The sequence below is a fragment of the Streptomyces sp. AM25 genome (assembly GCF_058146165.1).
In genome coordinates this window covers 18,631-44,742 of record NZ_JBKIWN010000009.1, presented here as the reverse complement: position 1 = coordinate 44,742, position 26,112 = coordinate 18,631, and the positions used below count along the sequence as shown (strand labels likewise).

General features: G+C 67.9%; 21 protein-coding genes. 13 read left to right on the top strand and 8 right to left on the bottom strand.

The window, feature by feature from the left end; all coding sequences use genetic code 11:
- The first annotated feature begins 400 nt into the window (after positions 1-400).
- The 5 genes from ACLHRZ_RS12890 (at position 401) to ACLHRZ_RS12870 (ending at position 4,305) form a co-directional block, all read left to right on the top strand.
- Positions 401-1,201 carry an amino acid ABC transporter ATP-binding protein gene (locus tag ACLHRZ_RS12890; RefSeq protein ID WP_490418513.1) on the top strand — a complete coding sequence of 267 codons (801 nt, stop codon included), beginning with the start codon at positions 401-403 and terminating at the stop codon, positions 1,199-1,201.
- Positions 1,202-1,280: 79 nt separating this feature from the next.
- On the top strand, positions 1,281-2,201 hold the full coding sequence (locus ACLHRZ_RS12885) for a glutamate ABC transporter substrate-binding protein (RefSeq protein ID WP_490418512.1): 921 nt from the start codon (positions 1,281-1,283) through the stop codon (positions 2,199-2,201).
- Positions 2,202-2,246: 45 nt separating this feature from the next.
- Positions 2,247-2,897, top strand: coding sequence for an amino acid ABC transporter permease (locus ACLHRZ_RS12880; RefSeq protein ID WP_490418511.1), 651 nt, complete (start codon positions 2,247-2,249; stop codon positions 2,895-2,897).
- Positions 2,894-3,688: an amino acid ABC transporter permease gene (locus ACLHRZ_RS12875; RefSeq protein WP_490418510.1), complete on the top strand. Its 795-nt coding sequence runs from the start codon at positions 2,894-2,896 to the stop codon at positions 3,686-3,688. The genes ACLHRZ_RS12880 and ACLHRZ_RS12875 overlap by 4 nt, the downstream gene beginning before the upstream one ends.
- A 146-nt stretch (positions 3,689-3,834) precedes the next feature.
- Positions 3,835-4,305 carry a hypothetical protein gene (locus ACLHRZ_RS12870; protein ID WP_490418509.1) on the top strand — a complete coding sequence of 157 codons (471 nt, stop codon included), beginning with the start codon at positions 3,835-3,837 and terminating at the stop codon, positions 4,303-4,305.
- Positions 4,306-4,359: 54 nt separating this feature from the next.
- Here the strand turns inward: ACLHRZ_RS12870 and ACLHRZ_RS12865 are convergent, their stop codons facing one another.
- From ACLHRZ_RS12865 to ACLHRZ_RS12850, 4 genes are all read right to left on the bottom strand, one after another.
- The gene (locus ACLHRZ_RS12865; RefSeq protein WP_490418508.1) at positions 4,360-5,376 is read right to left on the bottom strand and encodes a GDP-mannose 4,6-dehydratase; all 1,017 of its coding nucleotides are present in this window, start codon (positions 5,374-5,376) and stop codon (positions 4,360-4,362) included.
- Complete coding sequence (locus ACLHRZ_RS12860) at positions 5,373-6,569, bottom strand: UDP-N-acetylglucosamine--N-acetylmuramyl-(pentapeptide) pyrophosphoryl-undecaprenol N-acetylglucosamine transferase (RefSeq protein WP_490418507.1); 1,197 nt, start codon at positions 6,567-6,569, stop codon at positions 5,373-5,375. The genes ACLHRZ_RS12865 and ACLHRZ_RS12860 overlap by 4 nt, the downstream gene beginning before the upstream one ends.
- Positions 6,570-6,703: 134 nt before the next feature.
- Positions 6,704-8,176, bottom strand: a complete 1,473-nt coding sequence (locus tag ACLHRZ_RS12855; protein WP_490418506.1) for a peptidoglycan D,D-transpeptidase FtsI family protein — start codon at positions 8,174-8,176, stop codon at positions 6,704-6,706.
- Positions 8,177-8,204: 28 nt separating this feature from the next.
- On the bottom strand, positions 8,205-9,836 hold the full coding sequence (locus ACLHRZ_RS12850; RefSeq protein ID WP_490418505.1) for a penicillin-binding transpeptidase domain-containing protein: 1,632 nt from the start codon (positions 9,834-9,836) through the stop codon (positions 8,205-8,207).
- An 85-nt stretch (positions 9,837-9,921) separates the two neighbouring features.
- On the opposite strand from ACLHRZ_RS12850, the gene ACLHRZ_RS12845 reads away from it, so the two are divergent.
- Positions 9,922-10,890: a LysR family transcriptional regulator gene (locus ACLHRZ_RS12845; RefSeq protein WP_490418504.1), complete on the top strand. Its 969-nt coding sequence runs from the start codon at positions 9,922-9,924 to the stop codon at positions 10,888-10,890.
- Positions 10,887-11,768 (top strand): serine hydrolase, encoded by an 882-nt coding sequence (locus ACLHRZ_RS12840; RefSeq protein WP_490418503.1) that lies wholly within the window; start codon positions 10,887-10,889, stop codon positions 11,766-11,768. Before ACLHRZ_RS12845 ends, ACLHRZ_RS12840 begins: the two co-directional genes overlap by 4 nt.
- A 9-nt stretch (positions 11,769-11,777) precedes the next feature.
- On the opposite strand, the gene ACLHRZ_RS12835 is transcribed toward ACLHRZ_RS12840, so the two are convergent.
- The 3 genes from ACLHRZ_RS12835 to ACLHRZ_RS12825 all read right to left on the bottom strand — a co-directional run bounded on the left by ACLHRZ_RS12835 (position 11,778) and on the right by ACLHRZ_RS12825 (position 16,728).
- Positions 11,778-14,198 (bottom strand): SpoIIE family protein phosphatase, encoded by a 2,421-nt coding sequence (locus tag ACLHRZ_RS12835; protein WP_490418502.1) that lies wholly within the window; start codon positions 14,196-14,198, stop codon positions 11,778-11,780.
- Between the two features lie 120 nt (positions 14,199-14,318).
- A complete protein-coding gene (locus ACLHRZ_RS12830; RefSeq protein ID WP_490418501.1) occupies positions 14,319-14,951 on the bottom strand; it encodes a DedA family protein in 633 nt (210 codons plus the stop codon).
- A gap of 202 nt (positions 14,952-15,153) precedes the next feature.
- A complete protein-coding gene (locus ACLHRZ_RS12825) occupies positions 15,154-16,728 on the bottom strand; it encodes a hypothetical protein (RefSeq protein ID WP_490418500.1) in 1,575 nt (524 codons plus the stop codon).
- A gap of 537 nt (positions 16,729-17,265) precedes the next feature.
- Between ACLHRZ_RS12825 and ACLHRZ_RS12820 the strand changes: the two genes are divergently transcribed.
- The 4 genes from ACLHRZ_RS12820 (at position 17,266) to ACLHRZ_RS12805 (ending at position 22,035) form a co-directional block, all read left to right on the top strand.
- Complete coding sequence (locus ACLHRZ_RS12820; protein WP_490418499.1) at positions 17,266-18,207, top strand: carbohydrate ABC transporter permease; 942 nt, start codon at positions 17,266-17,268, stop codon at positions 18,205-18,207.
- Positions 18,204-19,022, top strand: a complete 819-nt coding sequence (locus ACLHRZ_RS12815) for a carbohydrate ABC transporter permease (RefSeq protein WP_490418498.1) — start codon at positions 18,204-18,206, stop codon at positions 19,020-19,022. The genes ACLHRZ_RS12820 and ACLHRZ_RS12815 overlap by 4 nt, the downstream gene beginning before the upstream one ends.
- A 60-nt stretch (positions 19,023-19,082) precedes the next feature.
- Positions 19,083-20,480: an ABC transporter substrate-binding protein gene (locus ACLHRZ_RS12810; RefSeq protein WP_490418497.1), complete on the top strand. Its 1,398-nt coding sequence runs from the start codon at positions 19,083-19,085 to the stop codon at positions 20,478-20,480.
- A 67-nt stretch (positions 20,481-20,547) separates the two neighbouring features.
- Positions 20,548-22,035, top strand: a complete 1,488-nt coding sequence (locus ACLHRZ_RS12805; RefSeq protein ID WP_490418496.1) for a phosphatidylinositol-specific phospholipase C domain-containing protein — start codon at positions 20,548-20,550, stop codon at positions 22,033-22,035.
- A gap of 81 nt (positions 22,036-22,116) precedes the next feature.
- Here ACLHRZ_RS12805 and ACLHRZ_RS12800 read toward each other — a convergent pair whose 3' ends face one another.
- On the bottom strand, positions 22,117-24,393 hold the full coding sequence (locus ACLHRZ_RS12800) for a transglycosylase domain-containing protein (RefSeq protein ID WP_490418495.1): 2,277 nt from the start codon (positions 24,391-24,393) through the stop codon (positions 22,117-22,119).
- 326 nt (positions 24,394-24,719) lie between these two features.
- Here ACLHRZ_RS12800 and wecB point away from each other — a divergent pair, with 326 nt between their 5' ends.
- Together wecB and ACLHRZ_RS12790 are read left to right on the top strand one after the other, a co-directional pair.
- Positions 24,720-25,853 carry a non-hydrolyzing UDP-N-acetylglucosamine 2-epimerase gene (gene wecB / locus ACLHRZ_RS12795; RefSeq protein ID WP_490418494.1) on the top strand — a complete coding sequence of 378 codons (1,134 nt, stop codon included), beginning with the start codon at positions 24,720-24,722 and terminating at the stop codon, positions 25,851-25,853.
- 59 nt (positions 25,854-25,912) lie between these two features.
- The gene (locus ACLHRZ_RS12790) at positions 25,913-26,098 is read left to right on the top strand and encodes a hypothetical protein (RefSeq protein ID WP_490418493.1); all 186 of its coding nucleotides are present in this window, start codon (positions 25,913-25,915) and stop codon (positions 26,096-26,098) included.
- Positions 26,099-26,112: the final 14 nt, after the last annotated feature.

Genomic DNA, 26,112 nt, shown 5'->3' with positions numbered 1-26,112 from the left:
GCGATCCCGGTTTTCCGGAGCGGGGTTCGCGTTTTCCGAAGCTTTTCCGAAGCCCTGGAACAGAACACACTGCAGCCGATATACAGGATTTTCTTGAGCCGGCCTATTGACCCGCCATAAGGACGGGTGTTCTCATGAAGCACCCCCGCGCTCTTGACGCCCGGACAGGTTCTTCCTGCTGGTCGGCAACGTGAGGGATCGGTCGATACGGATGTGCTCAACGCCGTTCCCACGTCGGTCAGGAAGCCGGAAGAATTCCGTGACGGCCTCATTGAAGCGTGTCGTGTGAATCCCCTCCCCAAAGCTACCGGGTCGCATCCCCGCATGACCAAAGATTCCTTGTGAACACCTATCGGTTCACGAGGTGCAAGCGCCTGAGAAGACAGGGACGGGAGTCCATATGCCAGAGCACCTGCAGCCGCCAGAAATCCCAACGTATCGACCCGATTCCGGCCGGCCCGCCGCGGATGCACTGGTCGTCCTGAACAAGGTCAACAAACACTTCGGCGCGCTGCACGTGCTCCAGGACATCGATCTGACCATCGCGCGCGGTGAGGTCGTGGTCGTCATCGGCCCGTCGGGGTCGGGCAAGTCGACGCTGTGCCGGACGGTCAACCGGCTGGAGACCACGGACTCGGGCTCCATCACGATCGACGGCCGTCCGCTGCCCCAGGAGGGCAGGGAGCTGGCGCGGCTGCGGGCGGACGTGGGGATGGTCTTCCAGTCCTTCAACCTCTTCGCCCACAAAACCGTTCTGGAGAACGTGGTGCTGGGGCAGACCAAGGTCCGCAGGAAGGACCGCAAGGAGGCCGAGGCCACCGCCCGCACCCTGCTGGAGCGGGTGGGTGTGGGCGGCCAGGCGGACAAGTACCCCGCACAGCTGTCCGGCGGTCAGCAGCAGCGCGTGGCCATCGCCCGGGCGCTCGCGATGGGCCCCAAGGTGATGCTCTTCGACGAGCCGACCTCGGCCCTGGACCCGGAGATGATCAACGAGGTCCTGGAGGTCATGCAGCAGCTCGCCCGGGACGGCATGACCATGGTCGTCGTCACCCACGAGATGGGCTTCGCCCGCTCCGCCGCACACCGGGTGGTCTTCATGGCCGACGGCCGCATCGTCGAGGAAGCACGACCGGACCAGTTCTTCAGCAACCCCCGCAGCGACCGGGCCAAGGACTTCCTGTCGAAGATCCTCCACCACTGACGTCAAGAGCCGTCTTCCCTCGGTTCCTCGCCGCCGCATCTGCCACCCCGCATCACCGTTGAGCCATGAAGGGCATCTCATGAAGATTCGCAATGTTGTCGCAACGACTGCTGTGACGCTGACACTTGCCGTGACGGCGACCGCCTGCGGCAAGTCGGGCAACCCCGGCGATCAGTCCGACAGCGCCGGCGGCGGCTCCCCCACCCCCGAGGCGCCGAAGTACACGGTGAACACCGCAGCCGATATCAAGGATTCGCCGGTCTTCGACAAGATCAGAGGCAAGAAGATCACGATCGGCACCAAGGCCGACCAGCCCGGCCTCGGTTTCGAGAATCCGGGCACCAAGAAGCGCTCGGGCTTCGACGTGGAGATCGCCCGGATGATCGCGGCCGAACTCGGCTTCGACGAGGAGCACATCGTCTTCAAGACGGTGCCCTCGGAGGCCCGGGAGACACAGCTCGCCAGCGGCGGCATCGATCTCTATGTCGGTACGTACACGATCAACGACGAGCGCAAGAAGCAGGTCGGCTTCGGTGGCCCGTACTACGTCGCCGGCCAGGACCTGCTGGTGAAGGCCGACAGCTCCATCAAGGGGCCGGAGGACCTCAAGGGCAAGAAGGTCTGCTCGGTCACGGGATCCACTGCGCTCGAGCGGATCAAGGACTCCAAGTACGACGTGGCCGAGGCCAAGGCGCAGCAGGGCTACCAGCTGTGCGTCCAGGACCTCGTCAACGGCACGGTGGACGCGGTCACCACCGACGACTCGATCCTCAAGGGCTACGCAGCCGAGAACAAGGGCGCGCTGAAGGTCGTCGGCAAGCCCTTCTCCGAGGAGCCGTACGGAATCGGTCTGAAAAAGGACGACAAGGCACTGCGGGAAGCGGTCAACAACGCTCTCGAGGCGCACGTGAAGAACGGCGACTGGAAGAAGGCCTACGACGCCACCTTGGGCCTGTCCGGTGCCGCTGCCCCGACGCCGCCTGCGATCGACCGGTACTGATCCCGCACGGTCCGCCGCCCATCGGATGTTTTCCGGAGTTTTGATGTGAATGTTCTGTCGGACAACTTCGCGATGTTCCGCGAAGGGTTTCTCGGCACCGTCGAACTGACGGCGCTCAGCGCGCTGCTGGCCCTGGTGCTGGGCACCCTCGTCGCGGCGTTCCGTGTCTCTCCGGTGCCCGCGCTGCGGGCGTTCGGCACGGCGTGGGTGACATTGCTGCGCAACACCCCGCTGGTGCTGCTCTTCCTCGCGGTCACCCTGGGGCTGCCGGCACTGGGCCTGAAGGGCTGGGACTCCTTCTGGCTGGCCGTGCTGGCCCTGGGGTGCTACACCTCGGCCTTCATCTGCGAAGCCGTACGCTCCGGTATCAATGCGGTACCGGTCGGCCAGGCAGAGGCCGCCCGCTCGATCGGCATGACGTTCAGGCAGACACTGACACAGATCGTGCTGCCCCAGGCCACCCGCACCGCAGTACCCCCCATCGGCAGCCTGCTGATCGCCCTCGCCAAGAACACCGCCATCGCGTCAGGCTTCAACGTGGCCGAACTCGGCTCCGTACAGAAGACGCTCAACGCCGCGGCGGGCTACAACATTTACGTGATCTTCGCGTGGATCGCGCTCTGCTACATCATCATCACGTTCACCATCAGCGGCCTGTTCCGGCTGCTGGAGAACCGTCTGGCGGTGGCCCGATGAGCACCAGCGTCCTCTACGACACCCCCGGGCCGAGGGCACGGGCACGCAACCGGGTCCTCGGCGCCGTCGCCGTCGTGGTCCTCCTCGGTCTGGCCGTCTTCATCGTCCACCGCCTCGACGCCACAGGACAGTTCCAGGCCGGGCTGTGGAGCGCCTACGAGTACGCCGACACCCAGCAGCGGATCGTCGACGGCCTGCTCACCACGCTCAAGACCTTCGCCATCGCCGCCGTCCTCTCCCTCGCCCTGGGTGCGGTACTGGCCACCGCCCGGCTCTCCGACCACAAACCCGTACGCTGGGCGGCTACAGCAGTCGTGGAATTCTTCCGCTCGATGCCGCTGCTCATCATGATCTTCCTGCTGTACGCAGCCGTCTTCACGTCCACGTCGATGTGGGCGCTGGTCATCGGCCTCACGCTCTACAACGGCTCGGTACAGGCCGAGATCTTCCGCTCCGGCATCAACGCCGTGCCCAGGGGCCAGAGCGAAGCCGCCGCCGCCCTCGGACTGCGCAAGACCCAGACCATGACCACCGTGCTCGTCCCCCAGGCCGTGCGCACCATGCTGCCCTCGATCATCAGCCAGCTCGTCGTCACCCTCAAGGACACCTCGCTCGGCTTCATCATCCTCTACGAGGAGCTGCTGTTCGTCGGCAAGTCCTTCGCACAGCAGACACCTCCGGTGAACGGCGTCTACGCCTTCATCCCCATGGTCATCGTCTTCGGCTCCATCTACGTACTGCTCTGCATGGCGTTGTCCTCCCTCGCCACATGGGTCCAACGGCGTGCGTAGAGCCCGGACTTGGGCGCATCCGTCTGCATGCATTCCGGAGTTGACTGCGTTGATCAACGACCGTGCTGCAGAAATCAGCGGAAGTCCATCGGACTGTCATTGTTCGCCGATAGCTCGCACTTTTCTGGATTACTACTCTTGATCAAGTGCAGAAGGTGAAGCCTTTTGCCCATCGAAGCGCATCCACAAAGAAGAAGGAGAATACAGTGAAGCGGAACTTGAAGATCGTCGGCTGTGCCTCGTTTCTTGCGCTGGGTATCGGATTTGTCGGCGCATCTCCGGCGCTGGCAGCCCCGGGCCTTCCGCTGTACGCGAAGGTGACGACCCAGAACGCACAGCTCACGGTTCGCAGCGCTCCCAGCGGGGAATACGAGCGGACAGCCTTCCTCTCCCCCGGTCTCAAGGTGGGTCTCCTCTGCAAGGCCAAGGGGGAGTTCATAGACGACGATCACGAGGGCAACGGCACCGACGTCTGGTACAAGCTGGACTCGAAGTACGCGGGCTGGATCACCGCGTACTACGCGGACTCCATGGGGAAGAAGGTGCCGGACTGCACCCAGGAGCAGATCGACGAGAAGTTCCCCAAGAGCGCACTCAATGAGGCTCCCGTCGGTTAGCGGAATACCGAAGGGGGCCGCCGGCTTGCCGGCGGCCCCCTTTTCCTTGCCCGCTCAGACCTGGTAGTTCTGGGGTGTGAACAGGTGGAGGTGCTCCGCGACCCAGGCCGAGGTGTGCTTCAGGCCGTCCTCCAGAGACATCTGCGGTTCCCAGCCCGCCCACTCACGGGCTCGGGAGTTGTCGGAGAGCAGTCGCTGTACTTCGCTGCCTGCGGGCCGCAGCCGTGCCGGGTCCACGACGACCTCGGCCTCCTGTCCGGAGGCGGTGATGAGGGCCTGGGCGAGGTCACCGATGGCGATCTCGCGTCCGGTGCCCAGGTTGACCACTTCGCCGAGGGCGCGGTCGCAGTCGGCCATCGCCATGAAGCCCGCTGCCGTGTCGGTGACGTAGGTGAAGTCCCGCGTGGGCGTCAGCGAGCCGAGCTTGATCTCGCGTGCGCCGGAGTGGAGTTGGGCGAGGATGGTCGGGATGACAGCGCGGGCCGACTGGCGGGGGCCGTAGGTGTTGAAGGGCCGTACGACGGTGACGGGCAGTTCGAAGGCGTGCCAGTGGGAGAGTGCCATCATGTCCGCGCCGATCTTCGAGGCGGAGTAGGGGGACTGGGGCTGGAGGGGGTGGTCCTCGCTGATGGGGGCGGTCAGGGCGGTGCCGTAGACCTCGCTGGTGGAGGTGTGCACGAGGCTGCGCACCGAGTGGCGGCGGCAGGCTTCGGCGATGTTCTCGGTGCCGACGACGTTGGTCTGGACGTAGGCGCCGGGCGAGTCGTAGCTGTAGGGGATGCCGATCAGGGCGGCGAGGTGGAAGACGGTGTCGCAGCCGGCCACGGCGTCCATCACGCGGCCCGCGTCGCGGACGTCGCCCGCCATCATCTCGACGGGGCCGGCGGGGTCCAGGTGGTGGGCGAGGTGGCCCTTTTCGGCGTACGGCTTGTAGTGGACGAACGCGCGGACGGTTGCGCCCTGTTCGACGAGCAGGTCGACGAGGGTGGAGCCGATGAAGCCTTCGGCGCCGGTGACCAGGACCGTGCGGCCCTTCCAAGTGGTGTGCGTCTTCGCGGTCTGGGTGTTCATGCGGACTCCTGGAACGGGTTGGTGGTGCCGGCGGGCCGGGGGGTGCCGGCGAGGGCGATGACCTTGGCGGCCAGCAGGTCGGCGGCCTGTGCGTGAGTGCCGGGGTCGGCGGCGCGGCTCATGGCGTGCAGCCGGGCGGGGTTGTCGAGCAGCGGGGTGACGAGCGCGTCCAGGCTCTCGGCGCTGGTCTGTGCGTCGGGCAGCAGAAGGGCTGCGCCGGCGTCGGAGAGCACGCGGGCGTTGTGGGTCTGGTGGTCGCCCGGGGCGTGGGGGTACGGGACGAGGACGGCCGGCATGCCGGTGGTGGCCAGTTCCGCGACGGTGGCCGAACCGGCCCGGCACAGCACCAGGTCGGCGGCCGCGTAGGCGAGGTCCATGCGGTCCAGGTACGGGACCGCCTCGGCGACGGCGTCCCCGCCTTCCGCGAGGAGCCGGGCCCGCGCCTCGTCCAGGGCCGCAGGTCCCGTCTTGACCAGGATGCGCAGGTCGGTGCGGGTGCGGTGGCGGGCCGCCAGCCCGAGGGCAGCCTCCGTCAACCGTGCCGCGCCCAGGCTGCCGCCGTTGACCAGCAGCATCCGGGCACGGTCGGGGATGCCCAACTCCTTTCTGGCCTGCGCCCGCAGTACCGCGCGGTCCAGGCCGGCCAGGGGTCCGGACAGGGGCATGCCGACGGTCTCGGCCCGCTCGCCGCCGGCCAGATGGCCGCGGCTGCGGTCGAAGGCCAGGGCGATGTGCGGGGTGAGCCGGGCGGCGAACTTGTTGGCCCGGCCCGGCACCGCGTTGGACTCGTGCACCAGACTGGGCAGTCCCGCCATGCGGGCCCCGACGATCACGGGGGCACTGGGATATCCGCCCATCCCGACCGCGACGTGGGCCCCCTGGTCACGCAGGATGGTCCGGCACTGGGCGCCGGACTTCAGCAGCGCGGCGGGGAGCGTGTACCGCTTGGCGCCCAGTGAGCGGTCGAAGGGGATCATGTCGACGGTGTGCAGCCGGTATCCGGCTGCGGGGATCAGCGTGGTCTCCAGACCGCGCTCGGTCCCCACGAAGGAAATCACCGCATCGGGGACGGCTTTTCGCAATGCATCGGCGAGTGCGAGCCCAGGATATATGTGTCCCCCGGTGCCGCCCGCACCGATGACGACGGAAAGGGAGGCGCCGGAGGTCGGGGCGCTGGTCCGGTATGTGCGCATGACCGAATGGTGGCAAAGCGTTTTGAGAGAAATTTAAGAACGCCGGGACCGTCGGGACTGTCTTCCGGCGCGCACGAAAGCGGCCTGTGTGCTCGTTCGGGATTCCCGAGCGTACAGGCCGCTTTTACCGTGCTTTACCGGTCCAGCACCGCTTTCATCACGACCTTGGCGATCGGCGCCCCCAGCCGGCCGCCGGCGATGTCGGAGCGCGAGATGTTCATGTCCTTGGGGTCGACGAGGACGGCGACCGCCACGGGGGACGAACCGTCAGGGAGCTTGGCGTAGGAGACGAACCAGGCGTACGGCCGCTCGTCGCGGACGTCCGCGCCGTGCTGGGCGGTGCCGGGCTTGCCGCCCACCGTGACGCCCTCGATGCGGACCTTGTCGCCCGTGCCGTCGGTCACCGTGTACTCCATCATCTCCTGCACCTTCTTCGCAGTGTTCTCGGAGACGGCCTGGTTCAGCACCTCGGGTTCGGTCTTCTCGATCGTGGACAGGTCGGCGCCGCGCAGTTCGTCCACCATGTAGGGCTTCATCACCTTGCCGTTGTTCGCCAGCCCGGCGGTGACCATCGCCATCTGCAGCGGTGTGGTGGCCAGGCTGCCCTGGCCCATTCCGGTGAGTGCGGTCTGCGGCTTGTCCAGCTTGTCGGGATAGGCGCTCGCCGCCGTGCGGACGGGGGTGAACTGCTCTTTGTTGAAGCCGAACTTCTCGGCCGTCTCGCGCATCTTGTCCTTGCCGGTCTTGAGTGCTGCGTCGAGGAAGACGTTGTTGCACGACCACTGCATGCCCGTCTTCATCGAGACGCGGTCGCACTGCGAGTTGGGGACGACGTTGCCGATTTCCGTCGTGCTGAGCGGAAGCCGGTACGGGGCCGGTGCTCCCGACGAGGCGTTGATGTCGGTGACGGTGCCGTTCTCGAGAGCCGCCGCCGCTGTGAGGATCTTGAACGTCGATCCGGGCGGGTAGGTCTCGCGGATCGCCCGGTTGCTCAAGGGCTTGTCCTTGTCCTGGTCCAGCTTCTTGAACTCCTCCCCCTCCTTGTTGGTCATGCCCGCGAAGCCGGAAGGGTCGTAGGACGGCGTGCTCGCCATGGCGAGGATCTTGCCGGTGCGCGGGTCCAGGGCGACCACCGCGCCCTTGGCGTTCAGGTCCGTCAGCCCCTTGTAGGCGGCTTTCTGCGCCGCCGGGTCGATCGTGGTGACGATGTCGCCGCCGCGCGGCTTCTTGCCCGTCAGCATGTCGAGGGGCCCGGTGAAGAGCCGCTCGTCCTTTCCGGTGAGCAGGTCGTTGTAGACGCCCTCCAGGAAGACGCTGCCCTGGGCCTGGGAGGAATAGCCGGTGATCGGCGCGTACATGGGGCCGTCCTTGAAGGAGCGCTTGTACGCGAAGTCCGAGTTCGACGTGGCCACGGAGTCCGTGATCGGTTCCCCGCCGACGATGATGTTGCCGCGGGGCTGGGCGTAGGCGGCCATCTGCGCGCGCCGGTTGTGCGGATCGCCGGCCAGGCTGTCGCCCCTGACGAACTGGACCCAGGTGGCCTGCAGGAGCAGGGCCAGCACCATGACCCCGGAGAAGACGGCTATGCGCCGGATCGGCTTGTTCATGGTTGTCCTGTCGGGGTCGTTCAGCGGGTCATGACGGGTCGGAGGTGACAGCGGACAGGAGGCTGTGGACGACGGGCCCTGCGGAGCCGCCGCCGGTCTTGCCCTGTTCGACGACGCAGGCGATGGCCACATTGCCGCGATGGGCCACGATCCAGCCGTTGTTGGGGTCGTTCTCGGTGACCTCGGCGGTGCCGGTCTTCGCCCCGACGTTCCCGGGCAGGTCGGCCAGGACCTTGGCCGTGCCGTCGGTGACGGTGGCGCGCATCATCTCCCGCAGCTGCTTAACCACGGGCTGCGGGAGTGCAGTCGTCGTGGTCGCGTCCTTGTTCCCGCGCGTGACCGTGGGCTGGTGGAACGTTCCGGAGACCGCGGTCGCGGTGACGGATGCCATGATCAGCGGGTTGGCCAGCACCCTGCCCTGTCCGATCATCGAGGCGGCCTTCTCGGTGTCGTCGCGGGGCGGCGGGACCGACCCGTCGAACGAGGGGATGCCGGTGTGCCATTCCTGGCCGACGCCGAAGTACTTCTTGGCGATGTCGCCCAGTTCCGGGTCGCCGAGCTTGTCGCGCAGGCTGATGAAGGCGGTATTGCACGACTCGGTGAAGTCCTGGAGGAACGTGGCGTTGCGGTGTTCGGACGTCTCGACGTTGTGGAACTCCTTGCCGACGGTCAGGTACTTGGGGCAGTCCACGGTGTCCTGCGGCTTGACCGCGTCCTTGAGCATCAGCGCGCTGGTGGTGACGATCTTCCAGGTGGAGCCGGGTGCGTAGGTGCCGGAGACCGCGCGGTTGAATCCGGACGGGGAGTTCGCCACGGCGAGGATCTCGCCGTTGTCGATCCGCAGGGCGACCAGCGCGGCGTTCTTTCCGTCCGCCTTGGCGGCGAGGGCCTTCTCGGCGGCCGTCTGCCAGGCGGAGTCGAGGGTGGTACCGATGGGTTTGTCCGCCGGGCGGGAGGGGTTCTCCTTCCCGAAGGCGATCTCCGTGCCCTTGACGTCCCCGGTGGCGCGGTCGACGCGCTGGATCGCACCGCGCGGACCGGCGCCGGCGGCCTTGGCTATCTGGGTGAGCACGGGCCCCAGGGAGGGGTGCGCGTCCTTGGACAGTGCGGCTCCCCCGCGGTCGGTGATCCTGGGGGCGTCGCCGCCCTCGCGGTCCAGGCGGAACTTGTCCGTGTCGCTGAGGTGCGGGTGGACGAGGGAGAGCTGCCAGTCCACCTTCCAGGAGCCGTCTTCCTGCTTGCGCAGGGGGATTTGCGAGTCGTAGGTCCAGGTGCCGAGGTCGGCGACGGGCATCTTGGCGGTGAACGGGACGAGGACGGCGCCGTCCTTCGCGACCGTGGCCGACGCCGGGGTCAGCTGCGGTTTGCTGATCCCGAGTCCGGAGGTGAAGTTGCGCAGCACGTCCTTGGCCTGGTCGGGGCTGGTGGTGCGCCCGCCCGCGTCCGGCATGCGTCCTTCGGCCCAGTCGACCAGGAAGGCCCGCGCCTGGGCCGTGGCGGAGGGGTCGGGGACCGGCGGGCCGGGGGCGAACGGGCCCAGTCCGGCGGCGTACGCCCCGCCCGCGACGACGGTCAGTGCCACGGCCGCTGCAATGGCTGTCCGGGTCTTCGTGCCGGTTCTGCGGCGTCTGCGGGCAGTGGGGCGTTCGGCTTCGCTCATGGGGTGAGGAGACCAGTGCCGCAGGGCCTATGTCCAAGATTCATATCAGTCTGGGATTGATTAAACTGCACTATCGTTGCTGTTCATGGACCTGATCCGGCACCTCGAATGCTTTGTGGCTGTTGCAGAAGAGTCACATTTCGGTCGTGCCGCGGCGCGCCTGGGCATCGCCCAGCCGCCCCTCTCGCAACGCATCCGGCGGCTGGAGAGCGAGCTGGGAGTGCGCCTGTTCGAGCGCACGAGCCGGCAGGTGACGATCACCAAGGCCGGGACCCTGCTGCTGGAGGAGGCGCGCGAACTGCTCACCCGCTCCGAAGCGCTCATGGCCACCGCCCGCCGCATCCGGGACGGGGAGAGCGGGCTGCTGCGTGCCGCACTGCCGCCCGACATCTCCGGCGGGACCGTCGCCGCGATCCTGGCGGACTTCCGGCAGCGTCACGCCGGCGTGGAACTCGAACTGCACGAGCTGTCCACCGCCCAGCAGCTCGTCCGGCTCGCCTCGCACGAACTGGACGTCGGGCTCATCCACCACCCCTGTGACATCTCCGGTCTCGAACTGGGCCCGGTGCTGCGCCGCGAGGTGGGCGTGCTGCTCCCGCGCGGCATCCCCGCCGCCGACCTCGACACGGTCCCGCTCGCCGCCCTCGACGGACACGACCTGGTCCTCTTCCCCCGCGCCGACGCCCCGGCGCTCCACGACGACATGCTGACCACGTGCGCCCGCAACGGCTACACCCCACCCGCGGTCCGGCAGGGCCAGGGGTCCAGCTTCGTCCGCGGCCTGATGCTGTCGGCGAACGCCGTCGCCTTCAGCGCGAAGGACGCTCATAGCACCCAGGCCGCCGAGCGGGACCCCGACGTCGTCTGGCGTCCCCTGGCCGGTTCCCCCCTGACCTGGCGCCACTCGGCCGCCTGGCCCCGTGGCCGGGGTGATGCCGCCGTCAGCGCCTTCGCCGCAGCGGTCACGCGCGCCCTGCTGGACGCGGCCGATGCCGGCACCACCGCACCGACCACCCCGCTCTACCTGCGCCCGACAGCGGAGTACTGGCTGTGACCACTGCGACCACCACCCGCCGCCGCATCGAAGCGGCCTTCGCCCAGGCCGGCGTGACCGGCCGGCTGCACGCCCTCGACATCGACTCCGGCTCGGAGATCGACGCGGGCGCCGACCACGCGGTCGTCACCGCCAGCGTGCACAAGCTCTGCCTGCTCGTCGCCCTGCACGAACAGGCCGCCGCGGGGCGCCTGGACCTCACCGAGCAGATCGAGTGCCCGTCGGCCGGCCGCACGGCCGGTCCCACCGGTCTCGCCGCCATGCTCGACCCCGTCCGCGTCTCCCTGCGCGACGCCGCCTACCTGATGATGGCCGTCAGCGACAACACCGCCGCCGACCTCCTCCTGGAGCGGGTCGGCCTCGACGCCGTGAACGCCACCACGGCCCGCCTGGGGCTCACCCGGACGCACGCCGTCCACACCTTCCGCCACATGCTGGCCACCATCAGGGAGGACACCGGAACGGGTGGTGCCCAGGCGCTGGCCGATCCCCTCGTCATCGCCCGGCTGAGGGCCCTCGACCCCGCGCGCACCAATCGCAGCACCCCGCGCGAGATGACCCGCCTCCTCGGTGCGGTCTGGCGCGACGAGGCCTGCACCGCCGCACACGGCGCGGCGATGCGCCGTGTGCTCGGCCTGCAGGTCTGGCCGCACCGCCTGGCATCCGGCTTCCCCTTCGACGACGTCCACGTGGCGGGCAAGACCGGCAGCCTGCCCACCGTCCGCAACGAGGTCGGAGTCGTCGAGTACCCCGACGGCGGCCGCTACGCCGTGGCCGTCTTCACGCGTGCCGCCGGCACTGCCGCGACGCTTCCCACGGCGGACGCCGTCATCGGCACCGCCGCACGTATCGCGGTCGACGCGCTGCGGGCCATGTAGCCGCCGGGTCTACGGGGGCGCGGGCAGGTCCTGTTCGGCCCAGATGGTCTTTCCCGTCGCAGAGGGACGGGTCCCCCAACGCCGGGCCATCTGGGCGATGATGAAGAGGCCCCGCCCGCCCTCGTCGGTCGTCCTGGCGTGCCGCAGGTGGGGGGCCGAACTGCTCTCGTCGTAGATCTCGCAGGCCAGGACGAGGGAGCAGATGAGCCGCAGCCGGATCGTCCCGGCGCCGTACCGGACGGCGTTGGTGACCAGTTCGCTGACGATGAGCTCCGTGGTCATCTGCAGTTCGTCCAGACCCCAGGCGTGGAGCTGTTCGTTCACCAGGGCACGGGCGCGGGAGACGACGGCCGGGTCCCTCTCGAATTCCCACTCCACGGTCCGGTCGGCGTCCAACGCCCGCGTCCGTGCCATGAGAAGGGCCACGTCGTCGGGGGGTACCGCGGGGAGGCCGTCGACGACCCGGTCGCAGATGCCGTCGAGAGGCCCGTCGGCGGGGAGGAGTTGCCGGACGAGCCGGTCGAGACCCTGCTGTGCTTCCCGGGCGTACGCCTGGAGCAGCCCGTCGGTGTACAGGACGACGAGGGTGTCGTCCTGCAGGTCAACGGCCGTGCTCTCGAAGGGCAGTCCGCCGACGCCGAGCGCCGGACCGGCCGGCAGTTCGGGCACGTCGACCGTGCCGTCCGGGCGGACGAATACGGGTGGCGGGTGCCCCGCACCGGCCATGGTGCAGCTCCGGCCGACCGGGTCGTAGATCAGGCACAGGCATGTGGCGCCGAGGCTCTCCGTTCCGGGCGGGGCGTGTTCGGCCAGGCGCAGCACGAGGTCGTCGAGCCGGGCGAGGAGTTCGTCGGGGGGCAGGTCCATCGCGGCGAGGGTGTGCACGCCGGTGCGCAGCCGTCCCATGGTGGCCGCCGCCTGGATGCCGTGTCCGGACACGTCGCCGACGATCAGCGCGGTGCGGGCGCCGGACAGCGGGATCACGTCGAACCAGTCGCCGCCGACGCCGTGGTGGGCGTGGGCCGGCAGGTACCGGGAGGCGACCTCGAGTGTGGTCTCCCCGGCGAGGCCGTGCGGCAGGAGGCTGCGTTGCAGGGTCACGGCGACGGAGTGCTCCCGGGTGTACCGCCGTGCGTTCTCCAGGCAGAGGGCCGCGCGGGAGGCGACTTCCTCCGCCAGGAAGAGGTCGTCGTTGTCGAAGTGTTCCTGCAGGTTGTGGCGGACGAAGACGGCCATGCCCAGCGTGAGGTCGGAGGCGCGCAGCGGAATGACCATCGCCGAGCCCGGGCGGCCGGACACCACGTCGGCGGCGGCCTGCAGGACCGGGCGTGTGGCCATGGCGAGTTCGGATTCGGAGGCGAGGACGGAACGGCCCGTGGTCCGGCTCTCCACGACCGAGGACGGTGCCGTGTACGTGACCGTGTCGCCCGTGCGCACGGCCGAGCGCCAGCAGGCCGGTTCGGAACACCGTCGGCCCGCCCGCACCAGCACCACGTCCTCGCCGAGGGGCTCTCTGACCGGATCCTGGCCTTTGACGACCCAGTCCCACAGATCGACGGTGCAGCAGTCGGCCAGATCCGGCACGGTCAGGTCACAGAGCTCCTGTGCGGTGCGCAGCGGGTCGAGGGTGCGCCCCAGCCGGCTTCCGGCCTCGTTGAGCAGCGTCAGCCGTTTTCTGGCCCGCCAGCGGTCGGTGATGTCCAGCGCCATGAAGCCCACGCCGACGCTGCCGGTGACCGCGTCCTCGAGGCGGAAGGCGGACAGCGTGAAGGCGCGTTCGTGGAGGGGGTCCCCCCTGACCCGCCCGTGGTAGATGTGGTCGACCACGGGCCTTCCCGTCTCCAGCACGCGCTGCATGTGGGCGCGTGCCGCCCGGAAGACCAGCCCCGGCTGGAGTTCGCCCCAGCGGCGCCCGATGGCCTCTTCCCTGCTGACGCCTCCGCCGTGCTCCAGTGCGCTGTTCAGCCATACGTAGCGAAGGTCGTCGTCCAGGACGGCCATGGCCACCGGTGACTGCACGAGGAAGTCCTCGTAGAGCGAGGACAGCATGCCCGGCCGTGACCAGGGCCGGACCAGGGTGCCCGTGACGAGCCAGTACACGCGTTCCGCAGGGAGCGCCAGCCGGGAGATGCCCGTGGTGACGCGGACCTCGCGTCCGTCCCCGCGCCGCAGGGCCAGTACGCCTCGCCAGGAAGGTGTTCCTTCCCGCTCGATCGCCGACGCCATGGCCTCCGGCGTCAGCGCGGGTGCCGCGAGGAGGCTGTCCGCGTGCTGTCCCAGGGCTGCGTCCGCCGTATGGCCGAGCACGTGCTCGGCCCCGGCGCTCCAGCCCGCCACGACTCCCCGGGCGTCCAGCAGGGCGACGGCAACGTCGAGAAGTCCGACGGGCTCCTCCGCTGCGCCACTGTCCCCCCTGCCGGAGGTCGTCACTACTGCTCCTCCGCTGCGTTCAAGGCCTGCACAGCCGACAGGGACCAGTATGGTGCGAGGTTCGCCGTGCCGCATGTGCGGTGCATGTACGGTCATGCGGTCCACAGGTGACAGCGGCCGTCACTTGTTCCGGGTGCGGGCCCGCAGCAGTTCCGTGACGAGGGGCAGGGTCGCGATCACCACGATGGCGATGAGGATGGCCTCGATGTGCTCGCGAACGTATCCGATGCTCCCGAGCCAGGCCCCGAGCAGGGTCACGCCGGCGCCCCAGAGGATGCCGCCGACGACGTTGTAGGTGACGAACGTCCGGTAGTTCATCCCGCTCGCACCGGCGACGATCGGGGTGAAGGTGCGGGCGACGGGGACGAAACGGGCCAGGACCAGGGACTTGGGCCCGTTCTTCGCGAAGAACCGGCGGGTCCTTTCGAGGTGCCCCTTCCTGTGGAACCGCGAGTCCGGGCGCTGTGTCAGCGAGGCCCCCGCCCTGCGGCCGAGAAGGTAGCCGGCCTGGTCTCCGAGGACAGCGGCGACCACCACCAGCGTGCACACCAGCCACAGAGGTTCCTCGATCTCGCGCGTGGTGACCAGCAGGCCGACCACGAACAGCAGCGAGTCGCCCGGCAGCAGGAAGCCGAAGGGGATGCCGGACTCCAGGAAGACCACGACCAGGACCCCGATCAGGCCGAACTCACCGACGAGGTGGTGCGAGTGCAGCCACGAGAAGGCTGATGCGGGGCTCGCGGCGAGGGTCACGGCGATGAGGCTCCTGCCTGGGCACGGCTTGCGGGTCGTCCGTGCGGTCCGGTGGGAACGGTAGTGCGTCCGGGCGGGAGTTCCGGAGAGTGACGCTCTTCGGTTCGGGTTCTTCGGTTCCTGGGCAGCCGTGGAGGTGGCCTTGCCCCGGGCGGCCCGGCGTGCACCAGGGCGCCGGGCAGTCCCGGGGCAAGGCGGGCCGTCACCCGAACGGCAGCCAGGAGGCGTACTTCTTCGCGGGCTGCTCGGGCCACAGGTCGAATGCGCGGTCGGCCCAGTCCTCGAGCTCCTCCATGCTGAAGGAGCTCAGCTCGCCCACGGCGTTCCGCACCGCTCCGCGTGTGAAGTCGCGCCAGTAGGCGTCGACCTCGACGAGCGGGTCCAGGACCCAGCCCTTGTCCTTGATGAAGTCCCACAGGTCGAGGCCGCGAGTGGGACCGATCCTGTCGAGGAGGATGGCATCCCGGTTCTGGGCGATCCGCTCGTCGACCATCGTCCTGGCCTTCTTGACGGTCGCCTTGCGGGCCGCCTTCGCCAGCTCCGGACGCAGGGCGGCGAGCTGGTCCAGTTCCCGCTCCTTCTCGGTCTGGAAGCCCTCCACCGCCTCCCGGTAGTCGTGCGAGTCGAGGTCCTCCCGGCACTGCTGCCGGAGCCCCTCCAGGTACAGCTCGTACCGGGCGTCGACGGATTCCAGCGCGTCCTCGTACACGCGGCCCGTGAACTCGTCCACCTGCTTCGCCGCCTCCAGCACCGAGGACTTGAAGGCACGGATCTCCTCGTCCGGCATGTCGGGCTTGAACATGAAGGCGTCTGCTGCCGTGTACAGGATCGCGGGAATCGTGATCACGAATCCGACCGGTCCCAGCCCGGGGACGAGCGCGACCGCGCTCCCCACGACGGCGGAACCGTCCACGGCGATGTTGATGCCGTGGGCGCCTCCCTCACCCTTGGCATAGGTCACCGTCGTGTTGACGAATCCGCCCACATCGGCCGCGAGCCCCAGCGGGCCTCCCAGCTTCCCGCCCAGCTTTCCCAGGAACTTGACGAGCTTCTGCGAGCCGGAGTTCTTGCCCTTGCGGAGAGCCGTCTCCAGGGTCTCGGCCGCGGTGGACAGTCCGTCGGCCGCCGTCGAGCCGGTGCTGAGAGCCGTGGTGCCGCCGCCCAGGATCACGGTCTGCCAGTCGTCCGCCGTGACCGCCTTGGAGAAGGCATGGACGTTGGCTATGGTCCCGGTGATCTGGGTGCCGGCCTTGAGCGCCCGGCCGAATCGCACGAAGTCGATACGGCTGAGGCCGTCGTCGGCCACGAGTTGCGTGAAGGCATCGGCGGCACGGGCGAGACCGGCCTGTGCAATGGGGTCCGTCGGTGTGCTGCCGTCCCGGACGAATTCGGACGGCAGGCGCTCCGGCAGGATGACCTGAACGGCAGGGACCCTCGGCCCGTCTTCCGTTTCGGCCCCCTCGCGAATGGCTCCGAGGTCGAGGTTCTCCGGCTCGTCGTCCTCGTCACTCGGGGTGTCGCCGGACTCCAGCGTGATGGTGGCGCGGTCCACCGGCTCGAGGCCCGAAGGCGGCTGGATCGGGTACGTTCCGCCGTCGGCGGGGCAGAAGTACGACTCGACGGCGTAGCCGCCGCCCTTCCGCGCGGTGTAGACCCGGAAGTGGACGCCGTCGAACGAACTGGTGTCGGGGCACTTCACGGTGAGCGTACCCAGCCGGTAGATTCCCGCGAATTCGCATCCCAGGCCGCTTTCGTCCACGACCCTGTCAGCGCGCATCACGCCACTTGAACGGGTGCTCTGCATCATTCTCCTCCTGGCGGCAGAGTGAGTCTCTCTGTGAATTCCACTGGTCCGGGAGACCGGACCCGGGATCCATCTCAGCATTCACAGAAGGGCACCGAAGGCGACGAGATATGACGCTTCGTCACCTTCGGCTCCACTGCAGTAACTGATCGTTGACACCCTGTCATCTCACCCGGGCTTCGCCACGGCGGAGGGACTGTCGGATCCTCCTGCAGGACAACCGGCACGCATACCCCCCTCCGGGCTTGCATTCCTGAAAACCACGTCCAGATCACGAAATGCAACTTACGGAACCGAAGCAGGATCGATAAATCAATGAGACTGCAGGCCGGGAAGGATTCACTCCGGCCTGCGAATGGGAGTTCAGCCGGATATACCGTTAAGGGTCTATTCACTTGGCGCTTGCCCGAGCGTATGCTCTGCCGCGAAGAGTTCTCCTCGTCCGGATTATCCTTCTGGTGAAGAGGCAGGCTGCTCATGGCTGTTCGGCAGGGAATACCGCGACCACCCGTGGCAGACAGCGGACGCGCGCCGGGAACGGGCCGTGGTGAACGGGGAATTCCTGAGACACCTCGGCGGTGTCGTGAGCATGTTCTGGCGTGGCTGATGCTGGCGCCGGCCGCCGTTGCGCTGGGGCTGTTCGTCGTCTGGCCGTTGGGGCGCACGTTCTGGCTGAGTCTGCACGGCAGTGACCTCTTCGGAGCACCCTCACGCTTCGTGGGACTGGCGCATTACACAGAAATGCTCACCTCTGCGGATTTCCATCGTGTTCTGCTGGTGACCGCTTTCTTCACGGTACTGACGGTGGTGCCCGGGCTCATCGGGGCGGTGGCAGTGGTGCTGTTGCTCGAGCAGAAGATCCGCGGTGTCCGTATCTTCCGCAGCGCGTTCGCGATGCCCTTCGCCTTCTCGGTGGCCGGTGCATCGGTGCTGTTCGCCGTGGTCTATCACCCGGTGATCGGTGTGCTGAACGGCCTGGCAGGCCACCTGGGTTGGGGACCGGTGGGCTGGCTGACCGATCCGGGCTGGGCGCTGATATCGGTGGCGGCGATGACGGTCTGGATGAACTTCGGCTACGGGGTGCTGGTGCTCTCCGCCGGGGTGGGATCGATCCCGCCGGAGGTGAACGAGGCCGCCCGCCTGGACGGTGCCGGAGGCTGGCGGCTGGCGCGCAGCATCACCGTGCCGCTGCTGGGACCTCAGCTGCTCTTTCTGACCGTGATTTCCACGATCAACGCGCTGCAGAGCTTCGGGCAGATCCACATCCTCACCCGTGGCGGCCCGGACGGAGCCACCCGGACTCTGGTGTATTCCATCTATGAAAAGGGCTTCGCGCACGGCTCTTCCGACTTCGGTGCGGCCAGTGCCCGTGCCGTGGTGCTGCTGCTGATCGTGGCGGGGTGTGCATTCGCCCAGTTCCGGGTGCTCGAGCGGAAGGTGCACTACGCATGAGGGCCCGACTGGCCAGGGCAGTGGTGTACCTGGCGCTCCTGGCGGCGGCAGCAGCCACGCTCTTCCCGCTCTACTTCGCCTTCGCCGGAGCCGTCATGGCACCGGGCGAACTGGCCTCCTGGCCACCGCCACTGGTGCCCGCAGGCCTCGATGCGGCCAATCTGGGCGCGGTCGCCGACACCGTGCCGCTGGCCCGGCAGTACCTGAACTCGGCGCTGGTCGCCGGGATCGTCACCCTCTCCCAGCTGGTCACCTCGATCATGGCCGCCTACGCCCTGGTGTTCCTGCCCCTGCGCGGTGCGAGGGTGGTCTTCGCGGCACTGCTGGCGACGCTGATGGTGCCGTGGGAAGCCCTCATCATCCCGAACTACCTGGCCATATCCGGCTGGGGGCTGGCCGACACCTACGCCGGTCTGGTGCTGCCCGTCCTCGCCTCCGCCTTCGGCGTCTTCATGCTGCGTCAGTCGTTCCTGCAGTTCCCGGGCGACCTCAAGGACGCCGCGAGGATCGACGGCGTGGGGCACTGGCGGTTCCTGTGGCGGATCGTGGTGCCGCTGAACAAGCCGACTGTCGCAGCGGTGGGCGTCTACGCCTTCCTCACTACGTGGAACCAGTACTTCTGGCCATTGATCATCACTCGCAGCAAGGAGATGCAGACCTTGCAGATCGGCCTGTCCAGCCTGCGCGACGCCGAAGCCGCCGATCCCGGCGTCCTGCTCGCCGGTGTCGTGCTCACCCTGCTGCCCACGCTCGTCCTGGTCGTCTTCGGCCAGCGCTTCCTCGTGCGCGGACTCACCGCCGGCTCCGGCCGCTGAACCTCCGCGCCTCTCCCGGAATCCTTCCGCCCGCCCTCACGCACAGGAGCACATCGCCTCATGACCCACCGCATGTTCCCCCGCCGTATCGCTGCGGCAGCCGGCGCCGCCGTGCTGACCGCCGTGACCGCCGCCTGCTCCGTGGGCGGCTCCGACCACGCCTCCGGCGCCGCCCCGGGCGCAGCCGTGCTCGACGCGCACAACGGGCCGGTGGAAGTGGAGTTCTGGCACTCGATGAAGAACGCCCGCGGCACCGCCCTGGAGAAACTGGTCAAGGACTTCAACGCCGAGAACTCCGGCCGCATCACGGTCAAGCCGGTCTACCAGGGCGAGAACGACGACGTGGTCGCCAAGTACAAGGCCGCGGTCCAGCAGAAGGCCACCCCGCCCCTGGTGCAGATCTACGACATCGGCGCCCGCTTCATGATCGACTCCAAGCAGACCCTGCCGGCCCAGGGCTTCCTCGACGCCGACGGTGCCGACGCAGGAGAGCTCAACGAGCACATCCGCAATTACTACACCGTGAACGACAAGCTCACCGCCATGCCGTTCAACGCCTCCATGCCCGTCCTCTACATCAACAAGAAGGCTTTCGAAGAAGCGGGACTCGACCCGGAGAAGCCCCCTCGCACCCTGGCCGAAATAGCCGAGACGGCCGAGAAGCTCACCAAGAAGGACAGCAAGGGCAAGACCACACGGTACGGTTTCGGCGCCGCCGTCAACGGCTGGTACGTCGAGCAGTTCCTCGCCCAGGCGGGCGCCGACTACTGCAACAAGGACAACGGCCGCAGCGGCCCCGCCGACAAGGTGCTCTACGGCGGCAAGGAAGGCGTGCAACTCGCCGACTGGTGGCGCGACATCGTCAAGAAGGGGCACGCCCCCAACACCGGCCGCAACCTCGACGCCGCCCAGTCCGCCTTCACCAGCGGCCAGGTCGCCATGCACCTGGAATCCACCAGCGTGCTCGGCAACTACCAGGACGCCGCCAAGTTCGACTTCACCACCGCCCCCTTCCCCCACATGAGCGCCGACGACGCGGGCGGCCTGATCATCGGCGGCGGCGCACTGTGGGTCTCCGGACCCGGTCACTCCCCCGAAACGCAGCGCGCCGCCTGGGAGTTCGCCCACCACGCCGGCAGCGCGAAGGCGCAGGCCGCCTGGCACATGGCCACCGGCTACTTCCCCGTCAACGACAAGGCGCTCGAAGAGCCCGCCAACAAGCAGTACCTCAAGGACAACCCGGCCTTCACCACCGCCGTCGACAGTCTGAAGCGGGCCAAGACCTCCACCGCCTCCGCCGGCTGCCTGCTCGGCGTCATGCCCCAGGCCCGGCAGGCTGCCGAGGAAGGCCTGGAGAAGACTGTCCTGGGCAACGGCGACGGCGCAGAGAACATGCGCAAGGCCGCCGACTCCGTCCAGAAGGCCATCGACGACTACAACACCACCGTCGGCAAGTAAGCCCGCACGGACACCCACAACCCGGCACCTCTCCCCATCCCACTTCCCCCGCAAGGAGAGACACCCCATGTCCCTGGACCGTCGCCACTTCCTCACCCTCGCCTCGGCCGGTGCGCTCGCCACCACCGGATTCGCCCTCCCCACCAGCCGCCGAGAACCCGGACAAGGAACGCTGGGGGTCTGCGGCGGGGACTACGGCTACTGGATGTCAGGACTCCAGGACAGCATCGACCTCAGGGACATGTCGATCCCCGGCACACACGACAGCGCCGCCTACCAGAAGTCAATGGCAGGCGGTGATCCTTGGGTCCTGACCCAGAAACAGAACATCAAATGGCAACTGGACCACGGCGTCCGGTTCCTGGACATCCGGCTCCGCCGCGTAGGCAGCGGCAACGACACATCGTTCGCGCTGCATCACGGCGATTACTACCTCAAGCAAATGTTCGGTGATGTCCTCGTCACCTGCTGTTGGTTCCTGTACACCCACCCCTCCGAAACCATCGTGATGCGGATCAAGCAGGAGAAATCCAAGGCATCCGCACAGGATTTCATCGCGACCTTCAACCACTACCTCGACCAGCGCGACTGGCGACGCTGGTTCCACATAGCCCCGACCTTCCCCTCCCTCCGCCAGGCCCGCGGAAAAATCGTCCTCGTGTCGGAGGAGCCTTACCTGGGATACGGCCTGAGGTTCAGCAGCTCTCAGTGCGACATTCAAGACCGGTACAACCACCCCGGGTTCAACCCGAAGAAGGAAGCTGTCGCGGACTGCCTGACTCGGACAATAAACGCCGCAGCACCCAGACAGAAACTGGCCGTCAATTTTACCAGCATGGACATGGCGCCCCTGTCGATCTGGGACGGCGCGAAGTCCTTGAACCCCTACACCCTCTCGGAACTGAAGAGGCGGTACACCACCGGGAAAGCCGTAGGTGTGATCCCGATGGACTTCATCGACCGCCCCACTGACAGCACCAGCGGCGGCAGCACCGAACTCCCGGCGGCCATCGTCAAGTTCAACCCGCTCAGCAGCACATGTACCGGCGCCCGTGCACTGACCCTGTCCAATGGCATCAACGATCCGGCGACCGGACCGGTCTACTCGGGAAGCGCGTATCAAAGCTTTGGCTTCTCCCCCATAGCCTTCCCCGGCCTGAGTCTCAAAATCGTCAAGCGATACAAGGACGATCTCAACAGACGGTTGGTCCTGAGCATGGGCGCCGACGGCATCGTGAACACGCAGCCGGACCAGCCGTGGAACGACCAATACTTCAGGCTGCGCGTGGAAGCAGCCCCGGATGACGGTTCCTACGTGATCTACAGCATTCGCGGCGTCCACAACAACCTGGCCCTCGATATGGACAGTTCAGGCCGAGTGACCGGTAAACCGTACAACGGCAACAGCAGTAACCAAAGGTTCGTACTCGTCAAGCAGGGAGACGGATCCACCGGAATCCGCAGCGCTCACCACTGGGTCCGGGACTCTTCGTCCCTGGAAACCTCGGCGAACAGCGCCGACTCCAGCCCGCCTCCCATGCCTCCCAAGAAGTAGAAGGCTGCGCCCGTCGCCTGTCCGCCGGGTCTTCGGCGGACAGGCGGACAGGCGGACACGCAACGGTCCGGAATATCCCGGTCAATTGGGACCCTCGGGCCCCGTCGGCGGGGGATCGACGGGCGTGGGCGTCGGTGCGGTCGGCGGGGGTGTCGGGCGGGGTGGCGGCGTCCGTACGGGAGGGTCCGTCGGAACGGTCGGCCGGGGAGCCGGGGTGTGCGTCGGAGGCGCCGAGGACGGCGCGGGCGCTTCCTCCGACGGCACCGAGGGCGGCGCACTCGGCCTGGCCGACGGGGCCGGGCCGGCATCGGAACCGTCGCCGACCTCAAGGTCGAACTCGGCATTGTCCCCCTGCACCGCTTCGAAGGTGTAAGCCGACCAGATCCTGGCCGGGATGCCGCCGCCGGCCACTCTGCGCGTGCTGTCGGCCGCGCCCGCGATGGAGACCTGTCCGCCCTTGGGGACGAGGCGTTCCTTGCCGTCCTCCTTGACCTGGCGGGGCTCGGCCGCCTCACCCCACAGGCCGACCGAGGTGACCAGGTTCGGCGTGTATCCGACGAACCAGGCCGACTTGTTGTCGTCGGACGTGCCGGTCTTGCCGGCCACCTGCCTGCCTTGCCGGTTCTTGGCCTCTGCCACTGACTTTCGGGCCGTACCGTCGTTCACCACGCCGGTGAGCACCCGGGTGACGGCGTCCGCCGCCTCCCGGCTGATCACCTGGTCCCCCGTTCCTTCCTGGGGTTCGTACGTACGCGCCGAGTGCTCGGCGTTCTTGACGACCGTCGGGGTGACCTTCTTGCCGTGGTTGCCGAGTGTGGCGTACGCACCGGCCATCTCCATGGGGCTGGCGCCGTAGGCGCCGAGCGACATGGCGGGATGCGCCTTCTGCTGTTTCATACCGGCGATGCCGAGTTCGAAGGCATCGTCCTGGACCTGCTTGAGGCCCACGTCCACACCCATCTGCGCGAAGACACTGTTGACCGATTGGTTCATGGCCTGCTGGACGGAGACGGGGCCGTGGGACTCGTCGTCCAGGTTGGGCGGGGCGTAACCGGCCCCTTCGGCGCCCTTGACGGGGACCTCGCTGTTGCCGTTGTAGATCGTGCGGGCGTCGATCTGTTTGCCGTCGTGGGTCTTGGAACCGTTGTCCAGGGCGGAGGCGAAAACGATCGGTTTGAAGGTGGAACCGGGCTGGTAGGTGGCGTTGGTCGCATTGCTGAGCTGGTGCTTGGCGAAGTCGTGTCCGCCGTAGAGCGCGAGGACCACACCGGTCTTCGGGTCCACCGAGACCGCGCCGACCTGCACGTCCTGGTCGGCCTTCTTCTTGGGGTCGAGCTTGCCGGTCAGTTCCGCTTCGACGGCGTCCTCGAGGAGCTTCTGCTTCTTCCGGTCGATGTGGAGAGTGATGGTCCACCCACCCTGGTACAACTGCTCCTCACTGATGCCCTGTTTGCGCATCTCGGCATTGGCTGCCTGCACCAGGTAGCCCGTCCGGCCCTCCGTGCCCGGGTCCGGCCTGGGGCCGCCCGGCGTCGGGAATTTCATGGCGGAACGCCGGCCCGCGTCGATCACTCCCATTTTCACCGCGTTGTCGAGCACGTAGTTCCAGCGTTCGGTGACCAGCTTCTTCCCGGTGTCCGACGCGACGGCCCAGTCGTAATGGCTCGGAGCCTGGAGCAGCGCGGCGAGATAGGCACCCTGCTCGACGGTGAGCTTGGACGAATCAACACCGTAGTACGCCTTCGCCGCGGCCTGGATGCCGTAGGCGCCACGCCCGTAATAGCTGGTGTTGATGTAGCCGGCGAGTATCTCGCTCTTCTCGTGGCGCTGGTCGACCTTGAGGGAGATCACCAGTTCCTTGAGCTTTCGCGTGACCGTCTGGTCCTGGTTCAGGTAGAAGTTCTTGACGTACTGCTGGGTGATGGTCGAGCCGCCCTGCTTGCCCTTGCCGGAGACGGTGTTCCACAGCCCGCGGACGATGCCCTTGAAGTCCACCCCGTTGTCCTCGTAGAAGGACATGTTCTCGGCCGCGACGAAGGCGTCCTGGACGGGCTTGGGGATCTGTTCCAGGCCGACGATGTCCCGGTTGATCTGCCCGGTACGGGCCAGGACCTTGCCGTCGGAGAACTTGTAGACGTTGTTCTGGCGCTGGGCCATCGCATTCGCCTCGGGAATCGGCACCATCGTGTAGAGGGCGTAGAGGGCTCCCATGCCCAGCAGACACAGCCCGAAGGCGGTGCCGAGGAGCTTCTTCCAGGTGAAGAGCCTGCGTATGCCCTTCTTGCCCGCTCTCTTCCCGGCTTTCGGAGTGCCCCGGCGCACACCGCGCCGCCGGCGTCGCTCGTCGGCTCGGCCCATACGTCAGTCACTCGCCTTCGCTTCGCATCACCGGACATGTCGGATCGAATCAGGAAAGTAGCACGGCGACATAAAGAGAAGACCCGACGGGGGAATTCGCCATGCACTTCGCATTCGCCCGGGGTCGGCGTCAATAACCGAACGGATGGAATTCCCTCCGAAGGGTGATCGACCCTTCGCGCGCACGACGGAAGACGACCGAATCAGCCGATCGGCCGTCGACTTCCACTTGCCACCGTCAACCTTCGCTGCAGAGCGGGCGGTTGGCCCGGTGCCAGGCTGAACCGGTGCCCGGCAAAACAAGGCTGACGGGTAGTCGAGGAAAGGTGACCACTGTGCATGAGATCGTGCTGGTGGCAGGCACGCGGCCAGAAGCCATCAAGATCGCGCCGCTGGCCCGTGAACTCGCTTCCTCGGACTGGGCCGTCCCGCGCATCGTGGTCACCGGACAGCACGACGAGGTGGTGCTGCACACACTGGAGCGATTCGGCCTGGAACCGTCCCATTTCCTGCGCATCGAGCGCACGGGCGGGCTGCCGGGGCTGGCCGCTGCCGTGATCGGCGGCCTCGGGGACGTGCTCACGCGGCACCCCGCCGATCTCGTGGTGGTGCAAGGGGACACGGTGTCGGCCGCCGCAGGCGCCTATGCGGCGTTTCTGCACGGAGTGCCGGTCGCCCATCTGGAAGCCGGTCTGCGCACCGGCGACCTGAACAGCCCCTTTCCAGAGGAGGGGAACCGCCGGCTGATCGCGGGTATCGCCGCCGTTCACCTGGCGCCCACGCACCACGCTGCGGGCCGCCTCCACGCCGAGGGCATAGCGCCCGGCACCGTCCACGTCACCGGCAACACCGTGGTGAACGCCGTGCGATGGATCGCGGGCCTCGGTGCCCCGTTCCCCGACGGGCCGCTCGGGAGCGTGGCCGACGGCGGGCGGCCCATCGTGCTGGTGACCGCGCACCGGCGGGAGTCCTGGGGCGAGCCGATCCGACGCGTGGCCGGGGCCGTGGACACCTTGGCCGCACACCATCCCGGGACGGAGTTCGTCGTGGCCACCCACATGAACCCGGCCGTACGGCGTTCCGTCGCCGCGGAGTTGGGCGAGAGGCCCAACATCCATCTCCTCGGCCCCATGCCGTACGAGGTCTTCGTGCGGCTGCTCTCGCTCGCCACGCTGGCCATCACGGACTCGGGCGGCATCCAGGAGGAGGCACCGGTGTTCGGCGTCCCGGTCCTCGTGACGCGGGAGACCACCGAACGTGTGGAGGCCGTCGAGGCCGGAGTGGCCGCTCTGGTGGGCACGGACCAGCGCAGGATCGTCGCCGAGGCCGATCGGCTGTTGCGGGACGAGGACGCGTACGCGGCCATGGCCCGGGCGACGAGTCCGTTCGGTGACGATACGGCCGCCGCCGCCTGTGCCGCGGTCCTGCGCAAGCTCCTCGTCGGCCGCCCCGCAGCCTGACCGCTGCAACGCCGGGCGGTATCCGTCCGCCCGCGCAACTCTCTTGGAGGTCTTGGAAAATGTATGGTTCCGGTTCGCTCACGGGCGGTCTCCTGGCCACGGGCGGCGGTGGGGTCACGACCGGTGTGGTGCTGGCGCGGACCGGCGCCGGACCCGCATTCGCCGTCCTGGCCGCCGCGGTGGTCCTCTGTCTGGGCGGCCTACTGCTGTGCCGCTACAGCCGGGTCAAGAACTCCCGTGGCTGACCTTCGATGAACCG